This is a genomic window from Actinoplanes hulinensis, from assembly GCF_019429605.1.
GTDB lineage: Bacteria > Actinomycetota > Actinomycetes > Mycobacteriales > Micromonosporaceae > Actinoplanes > Actinoplanes campanulatus.
Genome location: NZ_JAHXZI010000002.1, coordinates 401,611 through 425,794 on the forward strand (window position 1 = coordinate 401,611; position 24,184 = coordinate 425,794).

Consider the following 24,184-nt stretch of genomic DNA (forward strand, 5'->3'; position numbering starts at 1 on the left):
CCGGGAAGGGGTTGGAGCGAGACGGCGAGGGGGAGCCCGCCGCCTCGCTCGCGCCGGTCAATGGTCGGGGGTTTTGTTCGGTTCGGGGTGGTGGTAGGCGATCTGCTCCGGCGGGAGCGGGAACTCGAGGTCCTCGCCGAAGGGCGAGAGGCCGCCCTGCTGCGGGGCGACGAGCTCGGCGATGTCCATGTGGCCGTCGGGGCCGACCGGCGCGGTCTGCGGGAGGCGGGCGCTGGACATCGGCGGATTGACCGTCGGCGGCTTGGCCGTCGATGGGTTGAACGTCGGCGGCTTGGCCGGATGCGGATTACCGGACGCCGATTCGAGCTCGTCGCGGCGGAAGATCTTGCGGCCCAGCCAGACCAGGGGGTCGTAGCGGCGGTCGACCACGCGCTCCTTCATCGGGATGATCGCGTTGTCGGTGATCTTGATGTGTTCGGGGCAGACCTCGGTGCAGCACTTGGTGATGTTGCAGTAGCCGAGACCCTGGCTGGCCTGCGCGTACTCCTTGCGGTCCTCAAGCGCGTCGAGCGGGTGCATGTCCAGCTCGGCGGCCCGGATGAAGAAGCGCGGGCCGGAGAAGGCCGGCTTGTTCTCGTCGTGGTCGCGGATCACGTGGCAGGTGTTCTGGCAGAGGAAGCACTCGATGCACTTCCGGAACTCCTGGCTGCGCTCCACGTCGACCTGCTGCATCCGGTAGTCGCCGGGGGCGACACCGGGCGGCGGGGCGAACGCGGGCGTCTCCCGCGCCTTCTCGTAGTTGAAGGAGACGTCCGTGACCAGGTCGCGGATCACCGGGAAGGTCCGGATCGGGGTGATCGTGATGGTCTCGTCCTCGGTGAACGTCGACATCCGGGTCATGCAGCCGAGCCGCGGCATGCCGTTGATCTCCATCGAGCAGGAGCCGCACTTGCCGGCCTTGCAGTTCCACCGGCAGGCCAGATCGGGCGCCTGGGTGGCCTGCAGCCGGTGGATGATGTCGAGGACGACCTCGCCCTCGTTCACCTCGACGTCGAAGTCGCGCAGGTCGCCGCCGGATGCGTCGCCGCGCCAGACACGAAAGTGGCGTTTCACTCTGCCTCCACCTCGGCGAGTTCCTCATCGGTCATGTATTTGGCCAGCTCACTGCGGTCGAACAGGTCGATCAGCTCGGCCCGCATCCGCGGGACCGGCTTGCGTTCCAGGTGCACCTCGCCGGCCTCGTCGAGCGAGCAGACCAGGTTCACGCGCCGCCACTCCGGGCTCATCTTCGGGAAGTCCTCGCGGGTGTGGCCGCCCCGCGACTCCTCCCGCTCCAGCGCCGCCTTGGCCGTGCACTCCGAGACGACCAGCATGTTGCGCAGGTCGAGGGCCAGGTGCCAGCCGGGGTTGTAGAGCCGGCCGCCGTCGGCGCTCACGTTCGCCACCCGGGCCTTCAGCTCCTGGAGACGCTTGATCGCGTCGGTCAGCTCGCCCGCACGGCGGATGATGCCGACCAGATCGCCCATCACCGCCTGGAGGTCCTGCTGCAACGTGTACGGGTTCTCCCCGCCGGCGCGGGCCAGCGGGGCGAGCGCCACCTCGGCCGCGGCGGCCACGTCGATCTTCGCGGGCTTCGGGCGTACGCCGAGAGTGTCCACATAGGCGGAGGCGTGCTCACCCGCCCGCTTGCCGAAGACCAGCAGGTCGGAGAGCGAATTGCCGCCCAGCCGGTTGGACCCGTGCATGCCCCCGGACACCTCGCCGGCCGCGAACAGCCCCTGAACCGTGCCGAAGGCCGCGCCGGTGTCCGGATCGACCTCGACCCCGCCCATCACGTAGTGACAGGTCGGCCCGACCTCCATCGGCTCCTTGGTGATGTCGACGTCCGCCAGCTCCTTGAACTGGTGATGCATCGACGGAAGCCGCTTGATGATCTGCTCGGCCGGCAGCCGGGTGGACACGTCCAGGAAGACGCCGCCGGCCGGGCTGCCCCGGCCCGCCTTGACCTCGCTGTTGATGGCCCGGGCCACCTCGTCACGGGGCAGCAGCTCCGGTGGGCGGCGGTTGTTGTCGGGGTCCTCGTACCAGCGGTCGCCCTCCTCCTCGGTCTCCGCGTACTGCTTGCGGAAGACGTCGGGGACGTAGTCGAACATGAACCGCTTGCCGTCGGAGTTGCGCAGCACCCCGCCGTCGCCCCGGACCGACTCGGTGACCAGGATGCCCTTCACGCTGGGCGGCCAGACCATGCCGGTCGGGTGGAACTGGAGGAACTCCATGTTGATCAGCGTCGCCCCGGAGCGCAGGGCCAGCGCGTGGCCGTCGCCCGTGTACTCCCATGAGTTCGACGTGACCTTGTAGCTGCGGCCCACACCGCCGGTGGCCAGCACCACGGCCGGCGTCTCGAAGAGCAGGAAATCCCCGGACTCGCGGTAGTAGCCGAACGCCCCGGCCACCCGGTCGCCGTCCAGCATCAGCTCGGTGATCGTGGTCTCCTGGAAGACCCGGATGCGGGACTCGTAGCTGCCGGTCTCGGCGAAGTCCTCCTGCTGGAGCGAGACGATCTTCTGTTGCAGGGTGCGGATCAGCTCCAGGCCGGTGCGGTCGCCGACGTGGGCGAGGCGCGGGTACTCGTGGCCGCCGAAGTTCCGCTGTGAGATCTTTCCGTCTTTCGTACGGTCGAAGAGCGCGCCGTACGTCTCCAGCTCCCAGATCCGCTCCGGGGCCTCCTTGGCGTGCAGCTCGGCCATCCGGAAGTTGTTCAGGAACTTGCCGCCGCGCATGGTGTCGCGGAAGTGGACCATCCAGTTGTCGTTCGAGTTGACGTTGCCCATCGCGGCGGCGGCGCCACCTTCGGCCATCACCGTGTGGGCCTTGCCGAACAGCGACTTCGAGATGATCGCGGTACGTTTCCCGGCGAGCCGGGCCTCGATCGCCGCGCGGAGTCCGGCACCACCGGCGCCGATCACGACGACGTCGTACAGGTGTCGTTCGATCGTGCTGCTCATCGCTTCGCCTCCGCCGCGCTCCGGCTACGCGACGATTCGCTCGCAAGCTCGCTCATTGGGGGGCCCTTCAGTTGATGATGCGCAGGTCGGAGAACCACTCGGCGGCGAGACCCATGATGTAGAAGTCGGTCAGCGCCAGGGTGCCGAGCGTGATCCAGGCCAGCTGCATGTGCCGGGTGTTGAGCTTGGAGACGAAGGTCCAGAAGCGGTAGCGCACCGGATGCTTCGAGAAGTGCTTGAGCCGGCCACCGGCGATGTGCCGACAGGAGTGGCAGGACAATGTGTACGCCCACAGCATGATCACGTTGACCCAGAGGATCACGTTGCCCAGCCCGAGCCCGGTGCTCTGCGCCAGGACCGCGTCCCACGTGTTGATCACCGAGATGATCACGGCGGCGTAGAACGCGTACCGGTGCGCGTTCTGGAAGATCAGCGGGAACCGGGTCTCGCCGGAGTAGCTCTTGTGCCCGTCCGGCACGGCGCAGGCCGGCGGCGACAACCAGAACGCCCGGTAGTAGGCCTTCCGGTAGTAGTAGCAGGTCAACCGGAAGAGCAGCAGGAACGGCAGAGTGAACGCCGCCTCCGGGATGAGGAAGAAGTTCGGCAGCGGGGTGCCGAACATCGCCGCGTCACCGCACCGGTCGGTCAGACACGGTGAGTAGAAGGGTGTGAGGTAGTGGAACTCCTCCACCCAGAACCACTTGTGCATGAAAACCCGGACGGTCGCGTAGGTGACCCACGCCCCGAGTCCGATAAAGGTCACCAGCGGCGCGAGCCACCACCGGTCGGTGCGCAGGGTGCGCGCGGAGATCGCCGCGCGTTCCTCGCCGCCGCCCGGCCGCGTTGCCGTCGTCGTCATTCCATCTCCCTGGACAGTGCCGTGTGCAGGGTCGCGGGGCGACGGTGGACGGACACAGTGGTGCCCCACTCCGCCGTCGCTCCGCGACGGTGATGTGGGGCACACGTTACGCCCAAGGTCCGGCATCTTGTGCGGGGCGGGTCACAAAAACGCCATCCCGGATCGCAGAGATCGGAACCGATAAGTTAATGGATCTATCCGGAGGCGTTCCCCGTCACGTTCCACGTCGCCAGGTGCAGGGCGGGAGCGCCGTACCGCGACCGGCCCCACCGCTCCGGCAACAGCACCGTCGACGGCCCGATCCCCAGCACCCGGCCCGGGGCCAGCGCCTGCGGGTAGGACTGGGTGAAACGAAGATTGCTCACCGGCGCGGTGATCTCACCGTCCTCAACGAGCCAGACGCCGTTACGGGTCAGCCCGGTGATCACGAGAGTCTTCGGGTCGAGGACCCGCGTATACCAAAGATCGGTCACCAGCAGGCCCCGGCGCATCCGGGCGACCAGCGGCCGGGCCGAATCGGCGATCGACTCCGGGCCACCGGCTGACGGGCCGTGACCGGAAAGGGGCTCCGCCTCCATGCGGAGGTGCGTGGCGTGCGGCCCCCACGAGCGGGACGCCGGCGACGCGTGCCCGGTCGACTCGGCGCCCGCCCGCGCGGCCGAGGTGCGGTCATGGGTCACCGCCGTGGTCACCCCGTCGCGCACCAGCACCAGCGTGCGCCGGGGCGTGCCCTCGTCGTCGAACGGCAGGTCGGCGGCCGGCTCCTCGCGGCCGCCGAGCGGCTCGTCCACGATGGTCACCGACGGGTCGAACTGCTCCTTGCCCAGCTCGGCGAAGCTCTGCTGCTGGTGGTGCGCCCTGCCGTCGAAGCCGAAGACCGCGAGGTTCTCCAGCAGGTCGGAGACCGCGTCCGGTTCGAGGACCACCTCGTACTCGCCCGGGGGCAGCTCGACCGGATTGCGGGCGGCGCGGGCCTTGGCGGCGGCGCGTGCGCCGAGCACCGCACCGTCCAGGTCGGCGAGCCGGGCGGAGGCCAGCCGGGCCACCCCGTCCGCGCCGTCCGCGCGGGCGATGCCGTCCATCGCGGCCTCCGCGGTCCGCCCCTCGACGGCCTGCGCGGCGGTGTTGGCGAAGGCGGCCGACACCGCCAGTGTCCGGCAGTAGCCGGCCGTCTCCAGGCCGCCGGCCGCGTCGACGAAGTCGCGGACCCGGCCGGCGCGCTCGGCCGGATCGGCCCGGGCGGTCGCCTCGTCGAAACCGAAGGGGAACCCGGACCACTCGTCCGAGCCGGGGTGGCCGGGCGACAGCCACAGCGGGGCCGGCGGGGCGAGGCCCGGCCAGGACCGGTCGGCCGGGCTCACCCGGGCCGCCGCGAGGGTCCGCTCGACCAGGGCGCGCAGCCCGTCGGCGCTGGTCAGGGTGGTGGAGCCACCGGCTGTCCGCCCGTCGGTGTGCAGGCGCAGCCGGACCCCGGTGGTGGCCGAGGCCACGTTCTGATGGATCGCCGAGTTGGCGAACCGGGTCAGCGCCTCGGCCTCGTGCCGCACGTTGACCTCGGCCTCGCAGCCGCGCCCGGCCACTTCCCGGACCAGCTCGATGATCCGGGCGGCGAGCTCCAGCCCGGCCCCGGGGGAGAAGTGGAACTCGCTCATGGCGCCACCTCCGCTTCGCTCCGGCGTCGCCATGAGTTCAAGACTGAGCCTGATGATTCACTCGCAAGCTCGCTCATGCGCGCACCCCCACCCGGACGTCAGTGAACCGGGCCGGCGCCGCCGGATGCCCGGTGTGGCCGATCTGGCCGGGCTGCCCCTTGCCGCAGTTGGGTGTGCCCCAGGCGACGGTCTCGCTGGAGAGCATGTCCATCGACTGCCAGAACCGGGGTCCGATCCCGGTATAGGTCGGATTGCGCAGCATCCGCCCCAGCCTCCCGTTCTTGATCTCGTAGCCGATCTCGCACCCGAACTGGAAGTTCAGCCGCCGGTCGTCGATCGACCAGGAGCGGTTGACGTCCATGAACACGCCGTCGCCGGTGGCCGCGATGATCTCGTCGAGGGTGTGCGGACCGGGCTCCAGCCCGACATTCGTCATGCGCACCATGGGCAGCCGGGCCCAGCCGTCGGAGCGGACGCTGCCCGCGTAGTCCAGCCCGGCGACCGCCGCCGAATCCCGCCCGGCCAGCACACCCACCCAGACACCGTCGCGAACCGCGTGCCGCTTGGCGGCCGGGGTGCCCTCGTCGTCGAAGCCGAAACTGCCCAGCGCGCCGGGGAAGGTGGGGTCGATCGTGATGTTCATCAGCTCGGAGCCGTAGCGCAGCGAGCCGAGCCGGCTCAGATCCAGCCAGCTGGTGCCGGCGAAGGCCGCCTCCCAGCCGAGGATCCGGTCCAGCTCGATGGCGTGCCCCACCGACTCGTGGATCTGGAGGGCCAGTTGCTCGCCGCCGAGCACCAGGGTGGTCTCGCCGGCCGGGCAGAGCGGCGCGGTCAGCAGCGCCCGCGCCTCCTCGGCCATCCGGGGCGCGTTGCCCACCAGGTCGAGCTCCTCGACCAGCTCCCACCCGCGGGTGCCGAACTGGCCGCGGTGCGACGGCCAGGACCGCCGCTGCACCTCGCCGTCACCGATCGCGATCGCCGTGACGCCCGCGCCGCACTCCCGGATGTGCTGGTCGATGCGGTGGCCCTCGCTGGAGGCGAACCACTTGCGGGTGTCCCAGATCGCGTAGTTGGCCTCGGCCACGTCGGCGCCCGCCGCCCTCGCCGCGGCGGTGGCCCGGACCAGCAGGTCACCCTTGTCGGACAGCGGGACGCCGAGCGGGTCGATCACGCAGTCGGCGGCCCAGCTCGCCGTGACCGGCTGAGCCGGTGTCAGCTCGGCGGCCGGCCCGCGGACCAGGGCGCCGGCCGCGGCGATCCGCGCGGCGCGCTCGCCGGCCGCGCGGGCGGAGGGCCCGGACAGATCCGGGACGGCATAGAAACCCCAGCTCGACCCGACCAGAGCACGGACGCCCAGGCCGGCGCTCTCGTCGAAGCTCAGATCCTCCACATCGCCGTCACGTGCCGACATGGCCTCGGTCCGTCGCACCATGACGCGTGCGTCGGCATATCGGGCGCCGGCGTCGAGTGCTGCCTGCACCGCCGCATCCGCCTCATCGAAGTGGCTCATGAACCCGACCCTATGTGCCGGGTGCGACACTTTCAGTGGTCCAGCAGGAAGGCGCGCTCCTCGTCGAAACCGGCGTCCGGGACCGACCGGAAGCCCGGCAGCTCCGCGCCGACCAGCAGCACGTCCGGGGAGGCGCCGCCCAGGGCGTGCTGGGCGTAGACCTCGGCGGAGTCGGACCGGTCGCCCAGGTAGCGCTCGGCCACCGGGACCGGCAGGTCGGCCCAGTCGGTGACCGGCTCCCGGGCCACCGCGCGGTGGAACACCTCGGGGCGGCGCAGCACGGCCAGCGCGGCCAGCCAGCCGCCCAGCCCGTGCCCGCGCACCGCGACCCGGCTCAGGTCCAGGTCCGGGTGCTTGCCGTGCAGCGCGCGCAGGCCGTCGGCCTGGTCGGCGAGGATCACCTCGGCGAGCCTGCGGTGCACCGCCTTCTCGAAACTGGGCGCCACCCCCGGCGTACCCCGGGAATCGATGCTGACGACGGCGAAGCCGGAGTCGGCCCAGCGGCGGCGCTCCTGCCAGGCCGCGCGGTCCGCGACCACCTGCTGATGCCCGGGCCCCTCGCCCAGGGTGACCAGGACCGGAAGCCGGGACCCGGCCACGAAGCCGGTGGGATACAGCACGGCGGCCGGCAACCGCCGGTCGGTGACCCGCTCCAGAGCCGGATCCGGGCGGTACGGCAGGTGCGGCCCCGGCGTGCGCAACGTCGCCACCCGCCGGTCCCCGCGCCACACCTGTGCCCCGACGACCAGCACGTCCCCGCCCACGGTGACCCGGTCCGCGCCGCCCAGCACGGCCACCCGGCTCACCTCCGGCCCGCCGCTGCCCAGCGACGTGCGGACCCGGAACACCTCGCGGACCGCCGGATCCCCGAGGCTGCCCTCGACGATCAGGTCCGGCGCCCCGGCCGGCCCGCCGTCGTGCGGCAGCGTCCCGGCGACCCGCCGTACGTAGAGCCCGGGCGGGGTGAGCAGGCTGCCGTCGGCGAACAGGCAGCGGGCGTCGAAGCCGTCGTGGGCCAGTTCGCCGCCGACCAGCACCCGGCCGTCCGGCAGGTGGCGCGGGGTGCCCGGGATGGGTTCCACCCAGCGGGCGTCGGCCAGTTCCGCGTGCACCTGGGTCTCCCCGGTGCGCGGGTCGATCGAGAGGATCAGCCCGTGCTGCTGCGTCCGGCGCAGCACGGTGATCAGCGGGCCGCCGCCGAACCAGCGCACCTGGGCCAGGTACGGGTAGGTCTCCCGGTCCCAGTGCACGTCCACCCACCCGTAGTCCAGGTCGAGCAGGTGCAGGCTGGCGGCACGGGCACTGCGCACCGCCAGGATCTGGGTCCCGTCCGGCGACCACCACCAGCCCCGGTTCCGCCCGAACTCGGCCGACGCCGGGCCGGGCACACCCCAGGCGATGGTGCCGCCGTGCTCCCGCCACGCGTTGCCCGGCTCACCGGCCAGCAGCCAGTCCCCCTCCGGCCCGGTGACGTGCAGCGACGCCGCGCCGGTGAGGTCGGTGACGTAGCCGATCCGCAGGCCCTGCGGGTCGGGCCGGGCGTCGTGGGCGGGCCCGGCGGTCGGCACCGGGGTGACCGTGTCCCCGATCAGGTCGGCGCGGAACAGCTCACCGTCGCGCACGATCGCGGCGGTACGGGCGTCGCGATCCGCCGCGTACGAGCCGACCGGCCCCTCGGCGACCCGGCGTTCCGTCCCGGAGGCCACGTCCAGCAGCCACAACTCGGCGGATCGGAGGAACACGACTCGGGCGCCGTCGGCACCGACGGTCACGGCGTACGGGTACTCCACGTTTCCCAGCATCGCCGATCAAGGGCGACTCGCGCCGGGCAAACCGCGGGCTGGTGAAGCGAGTTCGGCGCTGGTCGCGCGTACAGTATCCGCCGTGACTGACCTTCCAGCCCGCCGCCTGCTGCTGGTGCACGCCCACCCTGACGACGAGGTCATCGGTACCGGCGCGACCATGGCGCACTACGTCTCCGCCGGCGCCCACGTGACCCTGGTCACCTGCACCCTCGGTGAGGAGGGCGAGATCCACGTGCCGGATCTGGCCCGGCTCGGCGCGGCGCACGCGGACCAGCTGGGCGGTTACCGCCTGGTCGAGTGGGAGCGGGCCTGTACGGCGCTCGGCGTCACCGACCACCGGATGCTGGGCGGTCCGGGGCGATACCGTGACTCCGGGATGATGGGCCTGCCGACGAACCAGCACCCCCGCGCGTTCTGGGGCGCCGACCTGGACGAGGCGGCCGCCCACCTGGTCGAGATCATGCGGGAGATCCGCCCGCAGGTCATGATCACCTACGACGAGAACGGCTTCTACGGTCACCCGGACCACATCCAGGCCCACCGGGTCGCGATGCGCGCCGCCGAGCTGGCCGGCCCGGACGGCCCGGAGAAGATCTACTGGACCGCCATGCCGCTGAGCGTGCTGGTCGACGGCATGGAGGCGTTCCGCGGTTCGGAGAGCAACCCGTTCGCCGAGGTGGAGAAGCCCGAGGACCTGCCGTTCGGCACGCCGGACGCGGAGATCGCGGCCCGCATCGACGGCACCGACCACTACGCCAAGAAGACCGCGGCGATGCGCGCCCACGCCACCCAGATCCCGGACAACTCCTGGCTGTACGGGATCGCCGGCGACTTCGGCGGCGAGTTCATGGGCGTGGAGTACTACACGCTGGTCAAGGGCGAGCGCGGCCCCGCCTCCGGCCCGCACGGCTGGGAGAGCGACCTGTTCGCCGGCATCGACACGGGCGACCGATGATCTCCACCGCGACCCGGGCCGCGGGGATCACCGTGGTGGTCGTCGCCACGGTGGTCACCGCGTTCCTCGAGATGCAGCTCAGCGCCCTGCGGGTGGGTGCGGTCGGCTCGCTGCTGGCCGGCGACTCACCGTACGAGGGGAGCGGCTTCCCACTGCCGCTGGCCGTCCCGCTGGCGGTCGGGGCCAACCTGGCGCTCGCCTGGTTCGCCCTCACCACGGTCGGCCGCTGGGCGGTGGCCCTTCCCTGGGCCCTGTGGACGCTGATCATGCTGGCCGCCTCGGGCGTCCGCACGGACGGCGGCGACTATCTGGTCGGCGGGGCGAACTGGGTGTTCCTCGTGACGATGGTGGCCGGCAGCCTGACATTCGCCATGTTCTCGTACCGATTGATCCTGAAACCGCCGCCCGTTCCGGCAACGACTGACAGCGGACTCTCAGGCACCCTCTAGGAATCACCGGGTGCCATCCGCGAAGATGTCCGGCGGAACATTCACACGGTGCGATTCCCCCTGGAGGACGAGATGAGGCAGCAGCGCTGGTTCAGGATCACGGCGCTGGCGCTCGGCCTGTTCGCGATCAACGCGGTGGCCCGGCTGGTGATCCGCTTCGCGTTCGACGGCGCCGACTCCGCCCAGGGCAGGGCCACGATCGTCATGTTCACGGTGATCGCGCTGGCCCTCGCGGTGCTCACCTTCGTCCGCTCGCAGCGGGAGAGGCCGTCCGGCTGGCTGCCCGACGTGGCGTTCGGCGCGCTCGGCGGCATGCTCCTGACCGTCCTGGTGGGACCGTTCCTGAGCGGCCACGGCCCGTTCGCCGACGGCGCCGGCGACTTCTTCGCCCAGATCTGGATCTACGGCGCCTGCGCCGTCGCCGGGACACTGCTCGGCTTCTGGACCGCCGTCATGCTGGGCCGCGACTACCGCTCCCGCGCGCTGAAGGCCTTCACCGAGGCCCGCAAGAGCCGCCCCCGCCGGGTCGTCGGCCGCTAGCCGGGCGCTTCCCGGGTCAGATAGGTGTGATGGGTGCTGAACCCGAGCCGCCCGTAGAGCGCCACGGCCGCCGTGTTCCGCTCCTCCACCTGTAGATAGGCGCGGGTCGCGCCACGCTGCGCGGCCCACTGCGCGAGCCCGCGCATCACGTGCCGCCCCAGGCCCTGCCGGCGGGCGGCCGGCGCGGTCTGCAACAGCGACACGCCGAGCCAGCGATCCGGACCGGTCACCGCGCCCCGGGCCACCGCGACCAGGTCACCCTCCGCGTCGCGGATCTGAGCGAAGACCCTTTCCGGTACGCCGTTCAGAATGCGGATCGCGGCCGCCGGCAGAGTGCCCTTGTGCTCGGCGACCATCGCGTACCAGTCGTCACCGGCCGCGTCGGCCAGCTCCACCGGCGGCAGCCCGGCGGCGGCCGGCGTGGCGAGCAACGGCGCCAGCGGCGCGGTCTGCACCAGGGTCAGCGGCCGGCTCGTCCAGCCGCGCTCGTCGAGCGCCGAGTTCACCGGCGCGGCGAGCGGCATGGGCGCGTTGATCAGGGGCTGCTGGCCGTGGTCGTGGTACCACTTCACCACCGCGTCGATGGCCGCCTCCAACGGGCGGTCCGGATCGCCGACCGGGAGCGCCGAGTTGGCCCGGCCGGTCCAGTTGTCCGCGGCCCGCAGGATCCAGCCGCCCAGCCGGGACCGGACCGGAGCGGGCCACGCCTCGTCGGCGGCCGTCTCCAGGGCGATCACCGCGGCCGCGTGCGGACGGCGGGCCGGTGGCACCCGCTTGGCCCGGTGCACCTCGCGCAGCGGCACCCGGAGCGTGCCCTTGGCCGTCGCCAGTGTGAGATCGGTCTCGGTGAGGTCGACGAGTTCACCGAGCGCATCCGTGAAGAGCGTGCGGTCCCCGGTTACGCCTACAATTCGCCGTACCACCACCCGGTGTCCCACATCCTGCTGTCGGAGCACGCATTACCCCCTTCGGCAGGAATACTAGGCTCTGCAATTTGTCGTCGGCGGTTCCGCGGCGTGGCTTTGAAGGGAAAGACCAGTGACCTACATCATCGCTGAGCCCTGCCTCGATGTTCTCGACAAGGCATGCATCGAGGAGTGCCCGGTCGACTGCATCTACGAGGGCAACCGGATGCTCTACATCCACCCCGATGAGTGCGTCGACTGCGGGGCCTGCGAGCCGGTCTGCCCGGTCGAGGCGATCTTCTACGAGGACGACGTCCCGGAGCAGTGGAAGGACTACACGAACGCGAACTACGAGTTCTTCGAGGACCTCGGTTCGCCCGGTGGCGCCTCCAAGGTCGGCAAGATCGAGAAGGACGCGACGTTCGTGGCCGCCCAGCCGCCGCGCGGGGACGCACACTGAGCGCCCTCTCGTCGGCTCTGCCGGACTTCCCCTGGGACCTGCTGGAGCCGGCCAAGACCCTCGCGGCCGCCCACCCGGACGGCATCGTGGACCTGTCGGTCGGCACCCCCGTCGACCCGGTCCCGCCGGCCGTCCAGGAGGCGCTGTCCGCCACCTCGGACTCGCCCGGCTACCCGCTGACCGCGGGCACGCCGGCGTTGCGCGCCGCCATCGCGGGCTGGCTGGCCCGCGCGTGCGGCACGACCGGTGAGCCGGGTGTGCTGCCCACGATCGGCTCCAAGGAGCTGGTCGCCTGGCTGCCCACCCTGCTCGGGGTCCGCCCCGGCGACGTGGTGGTCATCCCCTCGGTCTGCTACCCGACGTACGAGGTGGGCGCCCGGCTGGCCGGCGCCGAGGTGATCCGGTCCGACTCGCTCACCGCGGTCGGCCCGGACCGGCGGGTCAAGCTGATCTGGATCAACTCACCGTCCAACCCGACCGGCCGGGTGCTCCCCGCGGCGCACCTGCGCAAAGTGGTCGACTGGGCACGCGAGCGTGGGGTCACCGTGGTCAGCGACGAGTGCTACCTGTCGCTGGGCTGGGAGACCACCCCGGTCTCGGTGCTCGCCGACGAGGTGACCGGCGGCGACCACACCGGTGTGCTGGCCGTGCACTCGCTCTCCAAGCGCTCCAACCTGGCCGGCTACCGCGCCGGGTTCGTCGGCGGCGACCCGGCGCTGGTCGCCGAGCTGCTGGCGGTGCGCAAACACGCCGGCATGATCGTCCCGGCGCCGGTGCAGGCGGCCATGATCGCGGCGCTGACCGACGAGACGCACGTCGCCGACCAGCGTGCCCGCTACGCGGCCCGGCGCGACACCCTGCGGACCGCCCTCACCAAGGCCGGCTTCGAGATCAGCCACTCGGAGGCGGGCCTCTACCTGTGGGCGACCCGCGACGAGGACTGCTGGGCGACCGTGGACCGGCTCGCCCGGCGCGGCATCCTTGCCGCGCCCGGCGCCTTCTACGGTCCGGCGGCCGCACGCCACGTGCGGATCGCCATGACCGCGACCGACGAGCGGGTGGCGGCCGCGGCCGACCGCCTCGCGGAGCCGTTCACCGACTGAGAGGGGCGCCCCGCCGTGGAGAAGACGATCGTCACCGTCCACGGCGAGGCGCGCCGTGAGGTCCCACCGGAGCAGGCCGTCTTCACCGTGACGGTCTCCGCGGTGGACCGGGACAAGGCCGCCCTGGTCGCCCGCATCAACCAGCGGGCGACCGAGGCGTCGGCCCTCCTCGACCGGTACGCCCAGGCCGTCGAGCGCCGGGAGACCACCGGCCTGCAGATGCACCCGGAGTACAACCGGCGCGGCCGGCGCGCCGAGGCGTACCAGGGATCGATCACCACGACCGTGACCGTCACCGACTTCGAGCCCCTCGGCGAGCTGCTCTACCAGCTCGCCGGCGAGGAGCTGATCTCCATCTCCGGCCCCTGGTGGCAGCTGCGCCCGGGCAGCCGGGCCGGCGCCGACGTGCGCCGGGAGGCGGTCGCCGACGCCCTGACCCGCGCCCGGGAGTACGCCGCGGCGGTCGGCTCCGAGCTGGACCGGATCCTCGAGATCGCCGACGCCGACACGGCCGGCGGGCACCCGATGATGCGGGCCGCCTTTGCCGGCGGTGCCGCCGAGGACACCGGCGGCTTCGATCTGTCGCCCGAGCGGCAGACCGTCGAGGCGCGGGTGCTGCTGCGGGTCACCATCACCGAGCCGACCCTGCCGCCGGCCTGACCCGGCACTTCCGGCAAGCGACCCCCTATGGGTGTACGGCGTGCGCGCGCACCGGAACGGTGAAGGTGGCCCCACGGCAGGCCGCCGGAGCGTTCGCCCCCATGGACAGCGCCCCGTCCACCGGGAACGCTCCGATCGTGTTCCGTGGCACCTCCCACGACACCGCGAAGCTCTCCCGGGTGATCTCCACCGGCGGATTCACGCAGCCAGCCTCCCGATGCTCGAAATCCGCGACCACCTGGCCGGGCGCCGCCATGATCGTGGTGATGCGCACCGGCACCGCATGCTGGTTCGTCACCGTGACCGTCAGATCGCCGGTCTCGCCGGGCAGCAGCGGCAAGCTGTTGTCCGACTTCCCGGTCAGCGCCATCTCCACACTGGTCGCGGCCGGCGGCAGCGGTTCGGTCTCCGGCCCCCGGAACCGCCAGTAGGCCCAGGCCGCCCCGGCATTGGCGAGCACCGCGGCGACCGCGGCGGCGCCGAGGATGACGCGGGACCGCCGATCGAACCGGCCCCGTGCCCGGGGCTGCCGCAACTCCCAGGTGGGTTCCTCATGATCAACCGCATCGAGTTCCAGGTGGGCATCCTCGGGAAAACCGGACAGGACGTCGCGCCGATTCACGAAACGACCTCGGTGGTGGTAGCCGCGCGGGAATCGCTCAGGTCGGACATGCGGCTCGTCCTCCTCGAAGGCCGGTGGAAATGATGCCGGGTTCGGCGCTCATACAACGTTCCCCGATAGAGATGTCCGATGTGATCGGTTTTCCGTCCGCCCTTCTGGCGCATAAATCGGACAGGTCTGCCCATCCGGTTTACCCCAGCGGGGTGAGGGAATCGGGCCGCGCCACTGCCCCCGCGACCGCGGGCCCGGCTGCCGCCAGCCGGTCGATCCAGCTCTGGCGCGCGTCACCCGCCCGCCGCGGAGACCACTTCACAGCGGACGGGCTCACTGGCCGGCCTCGCGCCGCCGTATCCGGCCTCTCCCGCGCTCACTACGGCTTCGCGCCGCCTGACCCGGCCTTCCCCGGGTTCACCGCGGGCGAGTTCGCGCCGCCCGATCCGGCCTTTCCCGGCGTCGACGGTGAAGGCGAAGCCGCCGCGGAGGGTGACGCCGAGGTCTCCGGCGCCGTCCCGCTGGGGCTCGCGGTCGGTTGCACGGTCCTTCCGGCCTCGGTCCTACCGGTCCCGTCCTCTCCCGCACGGCCGGTCTCGGGCGTCGCGGACGGCGTGGGCGATCCCGCCGCGAGACTCGCGGCGCCCGGTCCGCCCGGCCGGATGACCAGGTCGCTGATCGGGCTGGCCGGCCCGGTCCAGTGGTCCCCGGCGATCGCGGCCACCGTGTAGGTCACCGCCCGCCCCGCCTCGGCCTTGTCATCGGTGCACGTCAGCTTGGTGGCCGGACCCCGGCACACCGCAAGCCGGTCGCCACCGTCATGCCGGAACACGACAAACCCGCCGACCGCCTGCCCCGACCCGAACTCGACCGCCTCCCAGCTCACCCTCGGCACCCCACCGGCCAGCTCCACCACCGGCTTCTTCATGCCCGGCAAGGTGTCCCCCGTGGAGACCACCTGCCCGGAGGTGGTGCCGACCGACCAGTCCGCCCATGCGCTGAGCCCGCCGCCCACCGCGATCGCCCCCAGCGCTCCGGCCGCGACGATCAGCGCCGCGGTCTGCCGCCTCATCGCTTCACCTCTGTCGCGGTGGCGGTGAGCGCCAGGCGGAATGTCGCGCTCTGGCACGTGTCGGCTGCCGTGTTCGGCATCATGACCTCGAACTCTCCAGCACTTCGGCGTCCGTGTGCCGGCACGGTCAGCGGCAGCCTTCCGCGGTGGGGGCCGACCCGAAGGTTGCTCTCCACCGGCTTGCAGCGCCGCGCCGATGCCGAGGACAGCCGCGCGTCGATCGAGTGCACCCTGATCAGGAACGGGAACGGATTCACCACGGTCACCCGGGTCCGCGCGGTGGCGCCTGGATGGAGGTCCCGCACCGGGGTCCCGTCGACGGCGAACGTGTAGGTCCCGACCGGCGTGAACTCGGACCCATGCGAACCGGCCGTGGCCCAGACGCAGGCCACGGCCGTTCCGCCGGCCACCCACCGTTTGACCGTCAGGGCGCGGCGGAGGTCAAGCATCATCGTTCACTCCGCCGGCGCTCAGCGGCACGGTGAAGGTGGCGCCCTGACACGCGTTGTCGGAGTCGTTCGTCATCTGGATGGCCTCCGAGATCACGAATCCGCGGCTGGCCCCGGCCGGCACCCGCCACGAGACGCCGAAGCCCTGCCGGGTCAGCGAGACACCGGAGCGAAGGCAACCGGCGTCGCGATGTGCCTGGTCCACCTGGGTGGGGCCGCTGCCCGGGCGGATCGCGGTGACGCGGATGGGGAAGAGGTTGTCGTTGCGGACCGTGACGCTGAGGTCGGTGACCACTCCTGGACGGAGTGGAGCCTTCGGGTCGGGCCGCGCGCTGAGCTTCAGTTCGACGACGGTCGCCGCGCTGGCGGATCCGGTGCCGGATCCGCCGAGACTCCACGCCCATGCCGCCCCACCGGCCGCCACCAGTGCGGTGGTGGCGACCACCGCGAGAACGGATCGGGTTCGCAGGCCCCAACCGCGCACGTTGCCACTTCCTGTCTGTCGAAGGGAGAACGCGAAGCGGGAGGACCTCCCTCCGGAGGCCCTCCCTCGGTGGCTCAGTTGTTGCCGGGACCCTGGTGGCCGACGGTCTGCGCGTCGACCGTCACGGCGAAGGTGAACTTCGCGCCGATGCACTCGTTCGGCGCGTTGTTCTTGAGCTTCAACGACTTGGCGAAGGTGATGTCCAACGTGCCGTTGGCCTGGCCCTTCTTCTCCGGAACGGTGACATCCTCCGCCTTCTTGGGCAGCTCACCCTCAAGGATCTCGACGAACTTGCTGTCGCAGCCCGCCGTGTTGCTCGTGACCTCCTTGAAGGCGGCGCCCGTGATCTCGACCGGGAAGGCGTTGGGGTTGCTCACCTTGAACTTGACGTCGGCCAGCGTGCCCGGAACCAGCGGGGTGGAGGAGACTTCGGAGACGGTGAGTGCAGCGACCGAACTCGCCGTGGCCGATGCGGAGCCGGAGCCCTTGAGCGTCCAGGCGTACGCGGCGCCCGCTCCGCCGACGACCACGATGCCGGCGGTGATGATGGCTGCGGAACGCTTGGTGTACTTGGGCATGGGGAGGTTCCTCCTGGAACGGGGTAGGCGAGCGCCACACCCGGACGAGTCGTGAGCGACCGTTTCGGGGTGCACGTCGTTAATCGGATGTCACCGGGGCCACAAGGCCACCCGGCGCTGCGACAAAGATGGCTGACCCGTTCCCACCCGGCGATCGTCCGTACCGTCCGGCTGTTGCATGCGAGACGGCGGCGGACGCGATCCGTCCCGGTTACCCCGCAGGCGTGACGGCGTTCACCGCACCGGCCACAGCGGACCGCCGCGGAGATCCACGAAACCCGCGTCCACCTGGGGGCATGGCCGCAGCCAGGCGTTCGGGGCGGAGGCAAGCCCGAACCGGGTTCAGGTCACACATCTGCCCTGGACGGCCCGGATCGAAGCTTGAAACGTGAAGTTTCGGGCCGAATCCACGCGCTTTCCGGAAAGGGATTTCCCGATCCGGAACCCGAACGGGTCACCCGACGGCGGAGCCATTCCCCTGAAAGAGGCTTGCGACCTATGCCTCTGTCGGGCGCTCGGCCCGGACCAGGAACCGGTGCGCCCGCACCACGAATTCGCCCCGGGTCCGGATGAGGGCCGACAAACGGCCGAGCTCCCGCTCGTACCGATGTGGGGTGAAGTCGCGGATCTGCCAGGGCACCGTGCGCAGATGATGGACCACCGCGACGATGTCCCGGAAGGTGAGGAGCGGATGCTCCTCCCGCACCTCGGTGACCCGCAGCCCGGCCGACTGGAGCGCGGCCACCGCCACCTCGGCGTCCCACCGCCGCGGATGCGGGGGCGGGGCGCCGAGGGCGACGTTGAGATCGGCCAGGTCGGCGCTGCCCACCTGCTGGGTGAGCAGCACGCCGCCGGGCTTGAGCAGCCGGGCGATGTCGGCCACGGGCAACCGCCCGTGCCGGCTCAGCACCAGGTCGAACTCGTTCTCCTCGGACGGCAGCTCGGTCTGGACCTCGACCCCGAACGGGGTGAGCCGCTCGCGGGCGGCCGGAGTGTTGCGCGCCCACGTCTCCACCGCGACGGTGTGCGGCGGCAGCGGGGCCAGCTCGGCGAGCAGCTCACCGCCGCCGGTGTCGAGGTCGAGGACGCTCGTGGCGCGGCGCATCAGCGGCCGGACCAGTTCGAGGTACGACCAGGACGGCTCCGACGCCACGGCCAGGCCGTCCAGCCAGGCGAACTCCCACCCGGTCATGGAGGCGCCGGCGGTCGCGGCGTTGAGCTCTTCCTCCTGCCGGTTGCTGCGCACGGACCGAAAGTATCCGCACACCCTGTTGAACAGCGACTCGATCCCACGGCCTTTCCAGGACCGGTGCCGGACTGTGGCTGAACGGTTACCAGAGTCAGTGGCGGACCGGCATGAGGAGCGAGAAACGGGATTCGCTGCTCAGACCCCGGAGCGCCAGGGGGCGGACCGGGCCGTCCAGCTCCAGCACCAGTTGCCCGGCCCCGCCCGCGTCCAGCGCCTCGAGCAGGAACTCCCGGTTCACCGCGACGTGCGTTCCGGTGTCGGCGGCCCACTCGTCGGCGCCGGCGAACCGCACGCCGCCGGCCGGGTCGACGGTGAGGACGGAGACCGGGTACGCCCGGCCCTCGTGCTCGCGGTCGATCACCGGGGCGCCGTCGAGCAGGCCCCGCAGCTCGGCCACGTCGACGGTGACCCGGCGGCTCTCCGGGCCGGTCGCGATCAGCCGCCGCCAGTCCGGGAACTCCAGGTCGAGTGGTTTGCCCTCGACGGTCCGGTCGCCGGCGCGCGCGGTCACCCGGTCGGCGGTCAGGTCCAGTGTGACCTCACCGCCGCCGAGGCCGCGCAGGTCCCGGGCCAGGTCGAGGGGGAGGAACAGCCGGGCGGCCGAGCCCTCCACGGTGGCCGGGGTGGTGGCCACGGCGATCCGGTAGCGGTCGGTGGCGACCAGTGTGACGTCGCCGTCGCCGGTCTCGGCGAGCACGCCGGCCGGCATCGGGTCGGTGGCGCCCACCGCGGCGAACAGCACGGCGTCGAGGGCCGCGGACAGGTCGGCGGCGGACAGGGTGATGCGGGTCATCAGGTTCTCCTCCAGGTCGAGCAGGGTGTGCAGGCGGAGGAGCTCACGTCTGGCATCGGCGAGACCTGCCTCCAGACGGGCCAGGTGATCGTCCAGCCTCACCCGTACCGAAGCGGGGTCGTCGAGGTCTCGCACCACATCCGCGATCTCGGCGACGGGCATGCCCACCCGCCGCAGGCCGGCGATGAGCCGGGCGGCTCTGATCTGCTCCGCGGTGTACCGGCGATAGCCGGTGACCGGGTCCACGGCGGCCGGGATCAGCACGCCCGCGCCGTCGTAGAACCGCAGCGCGCTGACGCTCAGCCCACTCGCCCGGGCCGCCTCGCCGATGCCTCGCATGTCGCTCTCCACATCACTGAACCCTGGTGTCTCCACCTGGTGGAGAGTCAAGCTTGCACGATCAGTGTGATGCCGAGAGTGGCCATGACCAGTGCGATCGATCCGTCGAGCACCCGCCACGAGGCGGGCCGGGCGAGTACCGGGGCCAGCCGGCGCGCGCCCAGGCCGAGGCCGACGAACCAGGTCAGGCTGGCGGCGGCCGCGCCCAGCCCGAACAGCCACCGGTGCGGATGCTGCTGCGCCACCGAACCGAGCAGCAGCACGGTGTCCAGGTAGACGTGCGGGTTGAGGTAGGTCAGGGCGAGGCAGGTGAGCAGGGTGGCGCGCAGCGTGGCCGGCGCCTTCCCGGCCGGATCGAGGACCTCCGGGCGCATCGCGCGGCGCGCGGCGAGCACCGCGTAGCCGAGCAGGAACGCGGCGCCGGCCCAGCGGATCGCCGAGATCAGCTCGGGACGCGCGGTCAGGACCGCGCCGAGCCCGGCGATACCCGCGGAGATCAGCGCGAGGTCGGAGAGGGCACAGGTCAGGACCACCGGGAGTACGTGTTCCCGGCGCAGCCCTTGACGCAGGACGAACGCGTTCTGGGCTCCGATCGCGATGATCAGCACAGCGGAGGCGACAAAACCGGCGAAAGCGGAGGCGAACATGCCTCGACGCTAGCCACCACCCACGCGTGTCTCCAGCTAATCATTTTGAGGATGGATTAGTTTTCCTAACGTGGACCAGGTGCAGTTGGCGACCTTCCTGGCGGTGGTCGAGGAGGGCAGTTTCGAGGCGGCGGCACGAGTGCTGCACGTCACGCCGTCCGCGGTCAGTCAGCGGATCAAGGCGCTGGAGCAGGCCGTCGGCCAGGTGCTGGTGCGCCGCGCGAAACCGTGCACGGCGACCACCGCGGGCGCGGCGCTGGTCCGGTTCGCCGGCCAGGTGGCCCTGCTCGAACGGGAGGCGCTGGACCAGGCCCGCGATGACACCCGGCTCTCCGTGGTGGTCAACGCCGACTCGCTGGACAGCTGGTTCCTCCCGGTGCTCCAGCAGGTGCCCGGCGTGCTCTTCGAACTGCACACCGACGACCAGGAGCACACCGCCGACCTGCTGCGCAACGGCACCGCGATGGCCGCCGTGACCGCCGACCACCAGCCGGTCCAGGGCTGCCGGGTGGAGCGGCTGGGTGTCATGCGGTACCTCGCGGTGGCCGCGCCCGGCCTGGACACCACCGACCTGAACCGGACGCCGCTGCTCGCCTTCAACCGCAAGGACCGGATCCAGCACCGCTTCCTGACCGCCCGGTACGACCCACCGGTCCACTACATCCCGGCCACCGCGAGCTTCAACCACGCCCTGCTGCTCGGCCTGGGCTGGGGGATGCTCTACGAGCAGGAGGCCCGGAAACATCTCGCCGCCGGCAGCCTCGTGGAGGTCCGGCCCGGCCGGCACCTGGACGTCCCGCTCTACTGGCAGTGCTGGCGGCTCTCCTCGAAATCCCTGGACACACTGACGGCCGCCGTTCGCACGGCGGCCGCCCAAGCGCTGATCAGGGACTAGTCGTTGGCGTGCAGAGCCGAGTTCAGCTCGATGCCGGTGCCCTTGCGGGGACGGGCCTCCAGGGCGCCGGAGACCGAGTTGCGCCAGAACAGGAGGTTGTTCACGCCGGACAGCTCGATGGCCTTCACCACCCGGCCGTCGGGCAGCGTGATCTTGGAGGCTGCGGTGATGTAGACGCCCGCCTCCACCACGCAGTCGTCACCGAGCGAGATGCCGACGCCCGCGTTCGCGCCCAGCAGGCTGCGCTCGCCGATCCGCACCTTCGCCTTGCCGCCGCCGGAGAGCGTGCCCATGATCGACGAGCCGCCGCCGATGTCCGAGCCGTCGCCGACCACCACGCCCTGCACGATCCGGCCCTCGACCATCGAGGTCCCGAGCGTGCCCGCGTTGAAGTTGACGAATCCCTCCTGCATGATCGTCGTCCCGGAGGCCAGGTGGGCGCCGAGGCGCACCCGGTCGGAATCGGCGATCCGGACACCCGAGGGCACCACGTAGTCGGTCATCCGCGGGAACTTGTCCACCCCGAAGACGCTCAGCTGACGGCCGGCGGCGCGCTCCAGGAAACGCAGCTCGTCCACCCGCTCCGGCGGGCACGGGCCGGCCGACGTCCAGGCGACGTTGGCCAGCTTGCCGAAGATGCCGTCCAGGTTCAGCTCGTTCGGCCGGACCAGCCGGTGCGACAACAGGTGCAGTCGCAGGTACGCGTCGGAGGCGTCGGCGATCGGGTCGGCCAGCGACTTGACCACCACTCGCACCTCGACGGTGCTCAGTCCGGGCAGCAGCTTCGGGCCGGTCAGTCCGGCCGGCAGCACCGGAACGTCGGCCGGCTCCTCGCCGAGACCCAGGTGCCCGGCCGGGAACCAGGTGTCCAGAACCTGTCCCTCGGCGGTGACGGTGGCGAGGCCGATGCCCCAGGCGGGCGAAGTCGAGATCGGGGTTTCCACGAGCGAAACCCTACCGGACCTACATGAGCCACCAGGAGCCTCGCGCCACCCCGGTATGGTGCGCACATGGCCAACCCGCTCACCCCGGACGTGCTGGTCGACCCGGTTGTGCTGACCCGCGCGCTGGTCGACGTCGAGTCCGTGTCCCGGGACGAGAAGGTGATCGCCGACTGCGTGGAGGACGCCCTCCGCAAGGTCGGGCACCTGTCCGTGCGCCGGGTGGGAAACACGGTGATGGCCCGGACCAAACTGGGCCGCGACCAGCGGGTCATCCTCGCCGGGCACCTCGACACCGTGCCGGTCGACGACAACCTGCCGTCCACCGTCGTCGACGACCTGATCTACGGCTGCGGCACCTCGGACATGAAGGGCGGCGTAGCCCTCGCCCTCCACCTCGCCGTCACCCTGCCCGATCCCCGGTACGACGTCACCTACCTGTTCTACGAGTCCGAGGAGATCGAGTCCGAGCACAACGGGCTCAACCTGGTCACCGGAGCGCACCCCAAATGGCTCCAGGCCGACCTCGCGGTGCTGCTCGAACCGACGTACGGGACGGTGGAGGCCGGGTGCCAGGGCACGGTCTCGGCGCAGGTCAGCCTGCGGGGCCGGCGCGCGCACACCGCCCGGGCCTGGCGCGGGGTCAACGCCATCCACGCGGCCGGTGAGGTGCTGCGGCGGCTGGAGGCGTACCACCCGCGGACCGTGACCATCGACGGCTGCACCTACCGGGAGGGCCTCAACGCTGTGCGGATCTTCGGGGGTGTGGCCGGCAACGTCGTACCGGACGAGTGCGGCGTCGAGGTCAACCTGCGGTTCGCCCCGGACCGCTCGGAGAAGCAGGCCCACGAGCACCTGCGCGAGGTCTTCGACGGGTTCCAGCTGGAGATCACCGACTCGGCGCCCGGCGCCCGGCCCGGCCTCGACGCCGCCCCGGCCCGCGAATTCCTCGCCGCCGTCGGCATCGAACCGGCCGCCAAGCTGGGCTGGACCGACGTGGCCCGGTTCGCGGCCCTCGGCATCCCGGCCCTCAACTACGGCCCCGGCGATCCGGCGCTCGCCCACGCGCCGGACGAGCACGTCGAGATCGGCAAGATCCGTGACGGGGCGGCCACCCTCTACCGGTGGCTCGCCCGTTAGTACTCCACGGTCACCCGGCCCACCGCACGCTGCGGTGGCGGGATCTCCATCGTCGCCTCCGGGTCGACGGCCGGCTCGGCGTCGCGCGTCGCGAAAGCCGCCCGCCGCTCCTCCAGCACCAGGCGGATCCGGCGCTGCATCCTGAGGCGCTCGTGTCGGTTCGTCATGGTGACTGCTCCTTCGCCGGGAGCCCGGTGATGCCAGGTCGGTAACAGTACAGACGCGTCAGAGTCACTGTCGGTTGCTTCAATCTGGCAAAAAGGTCTGCGGGTCGCAATCCTCTTGCCGAAACGCGCCCCGATATTCACCGGGTGCCGACCCTCCGCACTACCTTTGTGGCATGACGGACAGCACCAACGGGCGACCGCAACCGGCCCCCGAACGGCATCGCGGAGCCGTCACACTGCGCCGCGACTCCATTCCGCCGAGCACGGCCGACCAGAAACTCCTCGACTCCCCGCACCGCGGGGAGTGGAAGACCAAGGACGCCTGGCGGGCGCTGCGGATCCTCTCCGAGTTCGTCGAGGGCTTCGACACCCTTGCCGACCTGCCGCCCGCGGTGAGCGTCTTCGGTTCGGCCCGCAGCACCCCCGGCAGCTACGAGTGCGAGCTCGCCGAGAGTCTCGGCGCGGCGCTCGCCGAAGCGGGGTACGCGGTCATCACCGGCGGCGGGCCGGGTGTCATGGAGGCGGCCAACCGGGGCGCCACCGAAGCCGGCGGCATGTCCGTGGGGCTCGGCATCGAGTTGCCCTTCGAACAGGGCCTCAACGGCTGGGTCGACGTCGGCATCGACTTCCGCTACTTCTTCGTCCGCAAGACCATGTTCGTCAAGTACGCGCAGGCCTTCGTGGTCCTGCCCGGCGGCTTCGGCACCCTGGACGAGCTGTTCGAGGCGATCACGCTGGTCCAGACGAAGAAGGTCACCCGGTTCCCGGTGATCCTGATGGGCACGGACTACTGGGGCGGGCTTCTCGACTGGATGAAGGACCGGATGCTCGGCGAGGGCAAGATATCCACCATGGATCTCGACCTCATCCAGCTCACCGACGACGTCGCCGAAGCCGTCCGGATCATCATCGACTCCGAGGCGGTCCTCTCCGAGACGAGCGAGCCCCGCTGA

General features: G+C 71.4%; 26 protein-coding genes. 9 read left to right on the forward strand and 17 right to left on the reverse strand.

All coding sequences use genetic code 11. The features are described 5' to 3' along the window. Nucleotides 1-57: 57 nt before the first annotated feature. From KZ829_RS05675 to KZ829_RS05700, 6 genes are all read right to left on the reverse strand, one after another. Nucleotides 58-1,074, reverse strand: coding sequence for a succinate dehydrogenase/fumarate reductase iron-sulfur subunit (locus KZ829_RS05675; RefSeq protein WP_220142758.1), 1,017 nt, complete (start codon nucleotides 1,072-1,074; stop codon nucleotides 58-60). Then, nucleotides 1,071-2,966, reverse strand: coding sequence for a fumarate reductase/succinate dehydrogenase flavoprotein subunit (locus KZ829_RS05680; RefSeq protein ID WP_220142759.1), 1,896 nt, complete (start codon nucleotides 2,964-2,966; stop codon nucleotides 1,071-1,073). The genes KZ829_RS05675 and KZ829_RS05680 overlap by 4 nt, the downstream gene beginning before the upstream one ends. 67 nt (nucleotides 2,967-3,033) lie before the next feature. After that, nucleotides 3,034-3,825: a succinate dehydrogenase subunit SdhC gene (gene sdhC / locus KZ829_RS05685; RefSeq protein ID WP_220142760.1), complete on the reverse strand. Its 792-nt coding sequence runs from the start codon at nucleotides 3,823-3,825 to the stop codon at nucleotides 3,034-3,036. A gap of 194 nt (nucleotides 3,826-4,019) precedes the next feature. Next, nucleotides 4,020-5,477 carry a TldD/PmbA family protein gene (locus KZ829_RS05690; RefSeq protein WP_220142761.1) on the reverse strand — a complete coding sequence of 486 codons (1,458 nt, stop codon included), beginning with the start codon at nucleotides 5,475-5,477 and terminating at the stop codon, nucleotides 4,020-4,022. 73 nt (nucleotides 5,478-5,550) lie between these two features. After that, nucleotides 5,551-6,987: a TldD/PmbA family protein gene (locus KZ829_RS05695; RefSeq protein ID WP_220142762.1), complete on the reverse strand. Its 1,437-nt coding sequence runs from the start codon at nucleotides 6,985-6,987 to the stop codon at nucleotides 5,551-5,553. 32 nt (nucleotides 6,988-7,019) lie between these two features. Then, nucleotides 7,020-8,777 carry an alpha/beta hydrolase family protein gene (locus tag KZ829_RS05700; RefSeq protein ID WP_308285352.1) on the reverse strand — a complete coding sequence of 586 codons (1,758 nt, stop codon included), beginning with the start codon at nucleotides 8,775-8,777 and terminating at the stop codon, nucleotides 7,020-7,022. A 94-nt stretch (nucleotides 8,778-8,871) separates the two neighbouring features. Here KZ829_RS05700 and mshB point away from each other — a divergent pair, with 94 nt between their 5' ends. From mshB to KZ829_RS05715, 3 genes are read left to right on the forward strand one after another with little or no spacing between them, the layout of a single operon-like run. Next, nucleotides 8,872-9,747, forward strand: coding sequence for an N-acetyl-1-D-myo-inositol-2-amino-2-deoxy-alpha-D-glucopyranoside deacetylase (gene mshB, locus KZ829_RS05705; protein WP_220142764.1), 876 nt, complete (start codon nucleotides 8,872-8,874; stop codon nucleotides 9,745-9,747). After that, nucleotides 9,744-10,196 carry a hypothetical protein gene (locus KZ829_RS05710; RefSeq protein ID WP_220142765.1) on the forward strand — a complete coding sequence of 151 codons (453 nt, stop codon included), beginning with the start codon at nucleotides 9,744-9,746 and terminating at the stop codon, nucleotides 10,194-10,196. The genes mshB and KZ829_RS05710 overlap by 4 nt, the downstream gene beginning before the upstream one ends. Nucleotides 10,197-10,244: 48 nt before the next feature. Beyond that, complete coding sequence (locus KZ829_RS05715) at nucleotides 10,245-10,736, forward strand: hypothetical protein (RefSeq protein ID WP_308285353.1); 492 nt, start codon at nucleotides 10,245-10,247, stop codon at nucleotides 10,734-10,736. Here KZ829_RS05715 and KZ829_RS05720 read toward each other — a convergent pair. Beyond that, nucleotides 10,733-11,692, reverse strand: a complete 960-nt coding sequence (locus tag KZ829_RS05720) for a GNAT family N-acetyltransferase (protein WP_220142766.1) — start codon at nucleotides 11,690-11,692, stop codon at nucleotides 10,733-10,735. The two genes, KZ829_RS05715 and KZ829_RS05720, sit on opposite strands and share 4 nt — an antisense overlap. A gap of 82 nt (nucleotides 11,693-11,774) precedes the next feature. Between KZ829_RS05720 and fdxA the strand changes: the two genes are divergently transcribed. Genes fdxA through KZ829_RS05735 form a run of 3 tightly spaced genes read left to right on the forward strand, consistent with a single transcriptional unit; the run spans nucleotide 11,775 to nucleotide 13,864 of the window. Next, complete coding sequence (fdxA, locus tag KZ829_RS05725; protein ID WP_220142767.1) at nucleotides 11,775-12,101, forward strand: ferredoxin; 327 nt, start codon at nucleotides 11,775-11,777, stop codon at nucleotides 12,099-12,101. Beyond that, nucleotides 12,098-13,204, forward strand: coding sequence for a succinyldiaminopimelate transaminase (gene dapC / locus KZ829_RS05730; RefSeq protein WP_220142896.1), 1,107 nt, complete (start codon nucleotides 12,098-12,100; stop codon nucleotides 13,202-13,204). Before fdxA ends, dapC begins: the two co-directional genes overlap by 4 nt. Before the next feature lie 15 nt (nucleotides 13,205-13,219). After that, nucleotides 13,220-13,864: an SIMPL domain-containing protein gene (locus tag KZ829_RS05735; RefSeq protein WP_220142768.1), complete on the forward strand. Its 645-nt coding sequence runs from the start codon at nucleotides 13,220-13,222 to the stop codon at nucleotides 13,862-13,864. A 25-nt stretch (nucleotides 13,865-13,889) separates the two neighbouring features. Here KZ829_RS05735 and KZ829_RS05740 read toward each other — a convergent pair whose 3' ends face one another. The 8 genes from KZ829_RS05740 to KZ829_RS05775 form a co-directional block, all read right to left on the reverse strand. Beyond that, on the reverse strand, nucleotides 13,890-14,486 hold the full coding sequence (locus KZ829_RS05740; RefSeq protein ID WP_220142769.1) for a hypothetical protein: 597 nt from the start codon (nucleotides 14,484-14,486) through the stop codon (nucleotides 13,890-13,892). A gap of 370 nt (nucleotides 14,487-14,856) precedes the next feature. Then, a complete protein-coding gene (locus KZ829_RS05745) occupies nucleotides 14,857-15,549 on the reverse strand; it encodes a hypothetical protein (protein WP_220142770.1) in 693 nt (230 codons plus the stop codon). Then, nucleotides 15,546-16,001, reverse strand: coding sequence for a hypothetical protein (locus KZ829_RS05750; protein WP_220142771.1), 456 nt, complete (start codon nucleotides 15,999-16,001; stop codon nucleotides 15,546-15,548). Before KZ829_RS05750 ends, KZ829_RS05745 begins: the two co-directional genes overlap by 4 nt. After that, on the reverse strand, nucleotides 15,991-16,482 hold the full coding sequence (locus KZ829_RS05755) for a hypothetical protein (protein ID WP_220142772.1): 492 nt from the start codon (nucleotides 16,480-16,482) through the stop codon (nucleotides 15,991-15,993). The genes KZ829_RS05750 and KZ829_RS05755 overlap by 11 nt, the downstream gene beginning before the upstream one ends. 74 nt (nucleotides 16,483-16,556) lie before the next feature. After that, nucleotides 16,557-17,060 (reverse strand): hypothetical protein, encoded by a 504-nt coding sequence (locus tag KZ829_RS05760; protein ID WP_220142773.1) that lies wholly within the window; start codon nucleotides 17,058-17,060, stop codon nucleotides 16,557-16,559. Between the two features lie 496 nt (nucleotides 17,061-17,556). Next, entirely contained in the window at nucleotides 17,557-18,306 is a 750-nt protein-coding gene (locus KZ829_RS05765) for a class I SAM-dependent methyltransferase (RefSeq protein WP_308285354.1), read from the reverse strand. Between the two features lie 94 nt (nucleotides 18,307-18,400). Further along, complete coding sequence (locus KZ829_RS05770; protein WP_220142898.1) at nucleotides 18,401-19,441, reverse strand: DNA polymerase III subunit beta family protein; 1,041 nt, start codon at nucleotides 19,439-19,441, stop codon at nucleotides 18,401-18,403. A 47-nt stretch (nucleotides 19,442-19,488) separates the two neighbouring features. After that, complete coding sequence (locus KZ829_RS05775) at nucleotides 19,489-20,088, reverse strand: LysE/ArgO family amino acid transporter (RefSeq protein ID WP_220142774.1); 600 nt, start codon at nucleotides 20,086-20,088, stop codon at nucleotides 19,489-19,491. 70 nt (nucleotides 20,089-20,158) lie between these two features. Here KZ829_RS05775 and KZ829_RS05780 point away from each other — a divergent pair, with 70 nt between their 5' ends. Continuing rightward, a complete protein-coding gene (locus tag KZ829_RS05780) occupies nucleotides 20,159-20,983 on the forward strand; it encodes a LysR family transcriptional regulator ArgP (RefSeq protein WP_220142775.1) in 825 nt (274 codons plus the stop codon). On the opposite strand, the gene dapD is transcribed toward KZ829_RS05780, so the two are convergent. Further along, a complete protein-coding gene (gene dapD, locus KZ829_RS05785; protein WP_220142776.1) occupies nucleotides 20,980-21,927 on the reverse strand; it encodes a 2,3,4,5-tetrahydropyridine-2,6-dicarboxylate N-succinyltransferase in 948 nt (315 codons plus the stop codon). The two genes, KZ829_RS05780 and dapD, sit on opposite strands and share 4 nt — an antisense overlap. A gap of 66 nt (nucleotides 21,928-21,993) precedes the next feature. Here dapD and dapE point away from each other — a divergent pair, with 66 nt between their 5' ends. Beyond that, entirely contained in the window at nucleotides 21,994-23,064 is a 1,071-nt protein-coding gene (gene dapE, locus KZ829_RS05790) for a succinyl-diaminopimelate desuccinylase (RefSeq protein WP_220142777.1), read from the forward strand. On the opposite strand, the gene KZ829_RS05795 is transcribed toward dapE, so the two are convergent. Beyond that, nucleotides 23,061-23,231: a hypothetical protein gene (locus KZ829_RS05795; RefSeq protein ID WP_220142778.1), complete on the reverse strand. Its 171-nt coding sequence runs from the start codon at nucleotides 23,229-23,231 to the stop codon at nucleotides 23,061-23,063. The genes dapE and KZ829_RS05795 overlap by 4 nt on opposite strands. A 173-nt stretch (nucleotides 23,232-23,404) precedes the next feature. Between KZ829_RS05795 and KZ829_RS05800 the strand changes: the two genes are divergently transcribed. Further along, entirely contained in the window at nucleotides 23,405-24,184 is a 780-nt protein-coding gene (locus KZ829_RS05800; protein WP_220142779.1) for an LOG family protein, read from the forward strand.